This window comes from Pinirhizobacter sp., assembly GCF_035317885.1.
Lineage (GTDB): Bacteria > Pseudomonadota > Gammaproteobacteria > Xanthomonadales > Rhodanobacteraceae > Pinirhizobacter.
This window is the reverse complement of record NZ_DATHFX010000233.1, coordinates 1-6949: the sequence shown is the minus strand read 5'-3', so window position 1 is coordinate 6949 and position 6949 is coordinate 1. Positions and strand designations below refer to the sequence as shown.

Annotated in this window: 8 protein-coding genes; 7 read left to right on the top strand and 1 reads right to left on the bottom strand. The window is 64.5% G+C overall.

Annotated features, from left to right (window positions below):
- Positions 1-1706 (bottom strand): glycosyltransferase family 2 protein (locus VK519_RS07700; RefSeq protein WP_324348731.1); only part of this gene is annotated, 1706 nt, incomplete at its 3' end.
- Positions 1707-2030: 324 nt separating this feature from the next.
- On the opposite strand from VK519_RS07700, the gene VK519_RS07695 reads away from it, so the two are divergent.
- The 7 genes from VK519_RS07695 to VK519_RS07665 all read left to right on the top strand — a co-directional run bounded on the left by VK519_RS07695 (position 2031) and on the right by VK519_RS07665 (position 6528).
- Complete coding sequence (locus VK519_RS07695) at positions 2031-3176, top strand: flagellin N-terminal helical domain-containing protein (RefSeq protein ID WP_324348729.1); 1146 nt, start codon at positions 2031-2033, stop codon at positions 3174-3176.
- Between the two features lie 138 nt (positions 3177-3314).
- Positions 3315-4811 carry a flagellar filament capping protein FliD gene (gene fliD, locus VK519_RS07690; protein ID WP_324348727.1) on the top strand — a complete coding sequence of 499 codons (1497 nt, stop codon included), beginning with the start codon at positions 3315-3317 and terminating at the stop codon, positions 4809-4811.
- 10 nt (positions 4812-4821) lie between these two features.
- Entirely contained in the window at positions 4822-5244 is a 423-nt protein-coding gene (gene fliS / locus VK519_RS07685; protein ID WP_324348725.1) for a flagellar export chaperone FliS, read from the top strand.
- Entirely contained in the window at positions 5244-5546 is a 303-nt protein-coding gene (fliT, locus tag VK519_RS07680) for a flagellar protein FliT (RefSeq protein WP_324348723.1), read from the top strand. Before fliS ends, fliT (VK519_RS07680) begins: the two co-directional genes overlap by 1 nt.
- Positions 5547-5551: 5 nt before the next feature.
- Entirely contained in the window at positions 5552-5692 is a 141-nt protein-coding gene (locus tag VK519_RS07675; RefSeq protein WP_324348721.1) for a hypothetical protein, read from the top strand.
- A complete protein-coding gene (gene fliT, locus VK519_RS07670) occupies positions 5689-5913 on the top strand; it encodes a flagellar protein FliT (protein WP_324348720.1) in 225 nt (74 codons plus the stop codon). The genes VK519_RS07675 and fliT (VK519_RS07670) overlap by 4 nt, the downstream gene beginning before the upstream one ends.
- Before the next feature lie 60 nt (positions 5914-5973).
- Entirely contained in the window at positions 5974-6528 is a 555-nt protein-coding gene (locus VK519_RS07665; RefSeq protein ID WP_324348718.1) for a PilZ domain-containing protein, read from the top strand.
- The last annotated feature ends 421 nt before the right edge of the window (positions 6529-6949 follow it).

The following is a 6949-nucleotide window of genomic DNA, read 5'->3' as shown; positions in this document are numbered from 1 at the left end:
TTCAAACTGAAGTTGGTGTTGAGGATGCTCAAGTTCCGGTTGTAGGCCGGATCGCGAACCATCCACGGCTGCCAGCGCCGGTTGAGGTTGGCGTGCTCGTTGTCCGACAACTGGCGCAGTGCCTGCACGAATGCGTTCTGGCCGGCGCTGGCGCGGGTGTCGCGCATCACGCGCGCATGCGGCGTCCACACGGTCAGGAAGCCGGCTTCACGTGCTTTCAGGCACAGGTCCACTGCGTGGTAGTGATTGGGAAACACGCCGTCGCTGAAACCGTCCACCGCCACGAACACGTCGCGACGCACCAGCAGGCATTCGGCACCGACGGCGCTGTAGTTCTGGTCCAGCTGCAGGCGCTGCATGTAACCCGGGGAGGTGGCGGCCTCACCGCGGAAAGCCGCATGGGCGGTGCCGCCCAGTCCCAGGATCACGCCGGCGCTGTCCACGCTTGAATCCGGTGAGTGCATGCGCGCGCCCACTACGCCCACTTCCGGTCGCCGGGCATGCTGCATCATCACTTCCAGCCATTCGGCGTGGAGCACGCCCACGGTGACATCCATGAACAGGAAGTAGTCGCCACGCAAGGCGCCGTAGGCGGCATTCGCCGCCGTGGCGCGCGGTGCCTGCGCGTCCAGGCGGTGGACCCGCAGCGAGGGGTTGCCCATCGCCGACACGCCATCAAGGTAGTTCCTTACCGCCGGGTTCGCGGTGCCGTTGTCCACCAGCACCACCTCGAAGGCGGGATACCGGGTATTGCCCAAGAGGCTTTCCATCAGCACGGTGAGCTTGCCAAACTCATCGCCGGCGGTTACCACCACCGACACCAGCGGCGGCGCACCCTCGTGGAGATATTCCACGCGGTGGCTGCCCATGAAGGGGCCATCGTGCAGATGGTGGGCCACGCCCAGGCGATCAAGGTGGGCGCCAAGCACGGCTGCGCTGTGCGGCGCGACATCGCTGCGTGAGAGCCACTGCGCGAAGGGCAGGGTGGCATGATAAGTAACGTCGTCGATGTGGCCGACGGCGGGCAGGCCATCGGCTTCGATCACGCGCAGCACGTAGTCATGCAGGTACAGGCCGCCGTGGTCTTCGTCAAAACCACCCATTTCCAGCAGGCGTTTGCGGCGCAGCGCAAGCGAGCGGCCCAGGTACGGCACGCTTCGTAGGAGGTCCAGGTTCACATCCGGGCGGAAGATCGGGTCCTGGAAGCCTTCCGGCCCGATGCTGTCCTCGTCGCTATAGATAACCTGTAGCTCCGGCGCCGTGCGCACATGGTCGGCCACCAGGTACAGCGCCAGCGTGTCGAGCGTGTCGCCGGCATGTACCAGCTGCACCCAATCGCAGTCACTGGCGGCGATGGCGTTGCCGATCTGGTGGACGTCGGCGGACGGGCATACCTGTACCTGGCGCGCGCCATAAAGCTGTTCGGCCAGCGACGCCAGGGTAAGGCCGCGCGCGATGGGATCGCTGTCGTCGTCCAGTACCAGCACCATCACGCTGGGTGGCGACTGCCACGCCTGCATGCTCTTGATGGCGGCCTCGCGGTGGCCATCGCTTAAGCGGCGCCGCGCGATCCACGACACATAAGGCGGCGCTTCGACGACCTCGGCCGCAGCCTCGTCGCGATCGCCTTCCGTCAAAGGTTCGACGTCGGTGTTTTCGGCATCCGCCAGGGCGGATTCTTCGAAAACGTCTTGTTCTTGCGTCATCTAACCACTCCAGGGGGAGCCATATCCGGGGGCCCCGACGCCAGAAAACCGGCGCCTGCGGGGCTAACGCGTGGAGAGTGCAAATTCGCTGCCAACGCTTGTTTTAAAGGATTTTTTGCTATCGGCGGACCCTCCGGAGGCTTGGCACGCGGCTTGCTGAACAGCCCCCGGGACCGTGCGTGCGGCACATGCTCTCAAGTATTTGGCGAGGGCGCCGAAACATATCCCCGAGGCGGTCGGCATTTCCGACAGTGGAATCCCCGCCGGGATGTACTAAGCCTTACGTTTTGAACCGGCTAACAATTCCGCTCTAGGAGATTTTCAATGTCACTCGTTATCAATACCAACAGTTCTTCGCTGCAGGCGCAGAACAACCTGACCAAGTCGACCAACGCCCTGGCGCAGGCGACCGAGCGTCTTTCCTCGGGCCTTAAGATCAACAGCGCCAAGGACAACGCCGCAGGTTTCGCCATTTCCACCCGTTTCACCACCCAGATCGGCGGCCTGTCCCAGGCTTCGTCGAACGCTTCGGACGCCATCTCCCTGGCCCAGACCACGGGCTCGGCGCTGGACGAAGTGACCGCCAACCTCCAGGCCATCCGTGACCTGGCCGTGCAGTCCGCCAACGGCACCTACACCGACACCGACCGCGCCGCGATCGATACGGAAGTGCAGCAGCGCCTGTCGGAAATCACCCGCATCGCGAACCAGACCGACTTCAACGGCGCCAAGGTGCTGGACGGTTCCACCAAGTCGTTGTCGTTCCAGGTCGGTGCCAATGTCGGCCAGACCATCTCCGTGGCCCTGGGCCAGGGCGTCCGCGCCGACCAGGTCGGTGCCATCGCCACCTCGTCCACCGACGACCTGTCGGCACTGTTCGCCAGCGGCGCTTCGGTGACCCTGGGTTCGGGTGACTTCTCGATCGCCACGGGTGCCGGTTCCACCTCCGGTACGGTTGATGTGACCGGTACGTTCAGCTCCGTCCAGGACCTGTCCGACGCCATCAACGCGTCCAACTCCGGCGTGTCCGCCGCGGTCAGCGCCGACGGCAAGAAGATCAACCTGTACTCCGCCACGGCGCTTGACGTCACCGTTGGTACCGGTTCGGGCGCCTCGGGCATTGCCACGGGCGGCACGATCTCTGGCGCAGTCAGCGGTTCGCTGTCCGGCGGCGACGTGAAGACCGTCGACGACGCCAACGCGCTGATTTCCCGCGTTGATACGGCCCTGACCTCGGTCAGCAACCTGGCCTCGAACCTGGGCGCGATCCAGAACCGCTTCCAGTCCACGATCAGCACGCTGTCGGCCGAATCGGCCAACCTGACCAGTTCGCAGTCCACTATCCAGGACGCGGATTTCGCGGCTGAGACGGCGAACCTGTCCAAGGCCCAGGTGCTGCAGCAGGCCGGTATCTCGGTGCTGTCGCAGGCCAACTCGCAGCCGCAGCAGGTTCTGAAGCTCCTTCAGTAACTGTTTGAAGTTTTGCATGGCATGGCGGTGGATACCGCCATGCCATTGCAAGATGCCGGCAAAGCCCATGTATGGAAGGCGTGGGTTTTGCCGGCATCTCGTGCACCCCAATGACACGAACGCCCTCCAGGAAATGCCATGACCACCACGTCGACCGTTGGAAGTTCCGACCTTAGCTCGCTATTGAGCCAGTTGGGCGCGAGTTCGTCGGGCAGCAGCACCTCGGGTACGGCGTCGGGCAGTTCAGGCAGCAGCACCGGGACCAACCTCGCAGGCCTGATCAGTGCCGCGGGCATCGGCTCGGGACTGGATGTCGATTCGATCGTCACCGCGCTGGTCAATGCCCGCAAGGCGGGCGAGCAGAACCAGATCGACTCCAAGACCACCACGGCCAATGCGCAGCTCACGGGCATGAATGCCCTGAAGCTGGCGCTGTCGAACCTCAACGGCGCGATCACCAAGCTTTCCCAGGCCACCACTTACAGCACGTTTGCGGCCACGTTGTCGAATACGTCCGTGGGCACCACTTCCACGCTCACCTCCGCCCAGCCGGGCAGCTACAACGTGGTGGTGTCGCAGCTGGCCACCGCGCAGAAGCGCAGCAGCAATACCTATGGTGCCAAGGATGCAGTAGGCCAGGGCACGCTGACCATCGCCGTGGGTGGCAAGAATATCAATGTCGCCGTGTCGGCCACGGCCAGCCTTGCCGACATCGCCGCGGCCATCAATGGCGCCACCGGCAACCCGGGCGTGCAGGCCACGGTGGTGAACGGTGCCAGTGGCTCGCAGCTGCTGCTCAGTTCCACCAAGACGGGCGTTGCCAATGCCTTCACCGTCACCGCCAACGCCACCAGCAGCGATGGCCTTCTCGCCTTCGCCAGCCAGCTGGCGACACCGGCGGCCGACGGCACGGGTGTCGCCCAGGATGCCAAGCTCACGGTGGATAATATTCCCGCCACCAGCGCCAGCAATAACGTCAGCGGCGTGCTCGATGGCGTGACGCTGAACCTTACCGCGACCGGCACCACCCAGCTGACCGTGGCCCAGGACACCAGCGGCATCACCCAGGACGTGTCGGATTTCGTCGACGCCTATAACGATTACCAGACCACAGTCGACACCCTGGAAAGCTACGACCCCAACACCAAGACATCGGGCGTGTTGCTGGGCGACAGCATGCTCAATTCCGTCAAGCGCCAGGTGGCGAGCCTGATCAGCGGCTCGGTGCCGGGCAATGCCATTGGCACCCTGGCGAACCTGGGCATCAAGCGCGATTCCACCGGCCAGATGAGCTTCGACAATGATCAATTGTCGGCGGCCCTTGCCAGCAACCCCACCGGGGTGCGTGATCTTTTCAGCGGCAGCAACGGCCTGGCCACCAAGCTTGCCACGACCACCAATACGCTGATCGCGAGCTCCGGAATCATCGCTACCCGCGCCACGGCCCTTACGGCCAGCCTGACGCGCCTTGACACGCAGCAGACCGCGCTTGACTCGCGCATGTCCACCTATGAATCCATGCTCCGTACGCAGTACACGCAGCTCGATACCCTGATGTCGACGTTGAATACCACCAGCTCGTACCTGACCAAGGCACTGGCTGGACTGGAAGCGACGTACACCAAGAACAACTAAGGAAGAAGCCATGTCCTACGGTTACCCGCGCAGCGCCAGCGCCATGTACCAGCAGAACGCGGTGCACGGGCGCGTGGAAGACGCCGATCCGCACCAGCTGACCATGCTGCTGATGGACACGGCCATCGAGCGCATCAACCAGGCACGCAATCACCTGGCCCGCGGCGACCTGGGCGGCAAGGCGATCAGCGTGTCCAAGGCGATGGCGATCTTGGTTGAACTGCGCGCAAGTCTGGACCATGCCAAGGGCGGCAAGCTCAGCGGTCGCCTGGAAGCGCTTTACGAATACGTCGGCCGCCGTTTGCTGGCGGCCCAGGCGCACAACGATGATGCCGCCCTGGCTGAATCGGCCCGTCTGCTTGGCCCGATCCGTGACAGCTGGCGCGAGATTCGCAGCCAGTACCTGGCCGAACTTCACTCGGGCGCCGCTTGATGAGCTCCGCCAACCACGATGCCCTGCGCGTGGCCGTCGCCACCAGCGAACGCATGCTTACCGCGGCGTCGGCTGGCGACTGGGACGCCGTGGCGGCACTGGAACCGGAGCGTGCCCAGGCGTTGGGCCGGGGGCATCCGGCCGATACCACCAGCGTGGAACTGCTTCGCCGCATGCTCGAGTGCAACCGTGCCATCGAGGGCCACGCCGCCACGGCCCGGGCGGAGGTGGCGCGCAAGCTTGGCCAGAGCGGACAGGGTTACCGCGGCGCCAGTGCCTACCTGGCTGCTGCCCGCAGTTGATTGCCATGCAAGCCCACGCGCCACAAGCCTTGCCCGACCTGGTCGACGACACCAGGGAACTGATCGACGCTGTCCTTGCCCGGCTGGATCGGGCCGACCGCGTGCTCGGCGAGCTCTGCTCGCAGTTGCTTGCACCGCCGCCATGAGCCTGGACGTGATCGAACGCGCCCTGGCCATCACCGGCGCCATGCATGAAGCGGCGGCGCGCCAGGACTGGCGGGCTGTTGCCGTCCTGGAGACTGAACGTGCCGCCTTGCTGCAGGGCCCGCTGCCCGCCGACGACGCTACGTTGAAGTCGATCAAGGCCATGCTTGCCATAGACGCGATGACAAAGACCCGCGCGCGGGAAGCGCGGGACAACCTTTGATATGTGCGCCGCGTCACAAAAAGCGTATCGTCTGCTCAACGAAAGGGGAGCGGGCAGGGTATGAGCCAGGACATCTATAGGGAGTTCAGCGACCGGGTCGCCTACGAGGCCCTGCTGCATGCGTCCTGCACCCTGGCCGACGCCCCCGAAGGTCGCGAACTGGCCTTGCTCAATGAGCGCAATGCCAGCCTGCTGACCACCGTGGGTTCGCTCACCGAGCGTCGCGCCGACACCCTGGAAGACGATAGCGCTGTCCTGCAGGAGCTCACCCGCATCGATGCCAAGCTCAATGCAGTGATCGAACTGGTCAATCGCCTTGCGCTGCCGTCGGCCGCCCTGCCACCCCGCGTGGAGGTGCGGTTCAACGCCTGGGCAGCGGAGCTTCCACGCAAGATCCTGCCCGATCCGGGCAAGCGGGTGATGCTGCGCATCCATTTCGATGCCTGCCGTGCGTTGCCCCTGGAGTTGCCCGGCCAGGTGGTCCATGCCCCGGGTGCCCATGTGGGCCTGGTGGCTTTCCAGGGACTCTCCGAAGGTGTCCGCGACGCCATGGAAAGGCTGGTGTTCCGGCAGCACCGGCGCCAGGTGGCCGAAGCCCGGCAGACGGTGCGCTAAGCCGCCCGTGGCACCGGCTGGGGTCAGAGTTATAACTCTGACCCCCAAACCCCTACGGCCCCTTCCGGGCCGCCGAAGTGCCTTGCATCAAACGTTTTCACGCGCTTTGGACACACTGCGTCACATTTGCGACGCGTGTCGTCATTGCTGGCGGTTGCGTCACTTTCTGACCCATGCCTTGCCGGTAGTTGCCCTGTTCCGGCAGCGTCGTAGGAATCGACGGGGTTCGCGGCACTTTTCTGCCGCCACCGCAGCGTTGTGCGTCGGATTTCCGGCGATGGCACGCTTCTTGATCTATCCCATTCAGCAGAGGGTCAAGAGCCCGTCCGGCATCGCCGACGGGTCATCACATTCGCACCAAGGGGTAAGGTCGTGAAGTCTTCCATCATTCTGGTCGTCGAGCCTGACAACAGCCGCGCCG

Excerpts from the sequence above, each read along its gene's own strand:
- VK519_RS07695 (WP_324348729.1), top strand. The coding sequence starts at position 2,031 with ATGTCACTCGTTATCAATACCAACAGTTCTTCGCTGCAGGCGCAGAAC.
- fliD (WP_324348727.1), top strand. The coding sequence starts at position 3,315 with ATGACCACCACGTCGACCGTTGGAAGTTCCGACCTTAGCTCGCTATTG.
- fliS (WP_324348725.1), top strand. The coding sequence starts at position 4,822 with ATGTCCTACGGTTACCCGCGCAGCGCCAGCGCCATGTACCAGCAGAAC.
- fliT (WP_324348723.1), top strand. The coding sequence starts at position 5,244 with ATGAGCTCCGCCAACCACGATGCCCTGCGCGTGGCCGTCGCCACCAGC.
- VK519_RS07675 (WP_324348721.1), top strand. The coding sequence starts at position 5,552 with ATGCAAGCCCACGCGCCACAAGCCTTGCCCGACCTGGTCGACGACACC.
- fliT (WP_324348720.1), top strand. The coding sequence starts at position 5,689 with ATGAGCCTGGACGTGATCGAACGCGCCCTGGCCATCACCGGCGCCATG.
- VK519_RS07665 (WP_324348718.1), top strand. The coding sequence starts at position 5,974 with ATGAGCCAGGACATCTATAGGGAGTTCAGCGACCGGGTCGCCTACGAG.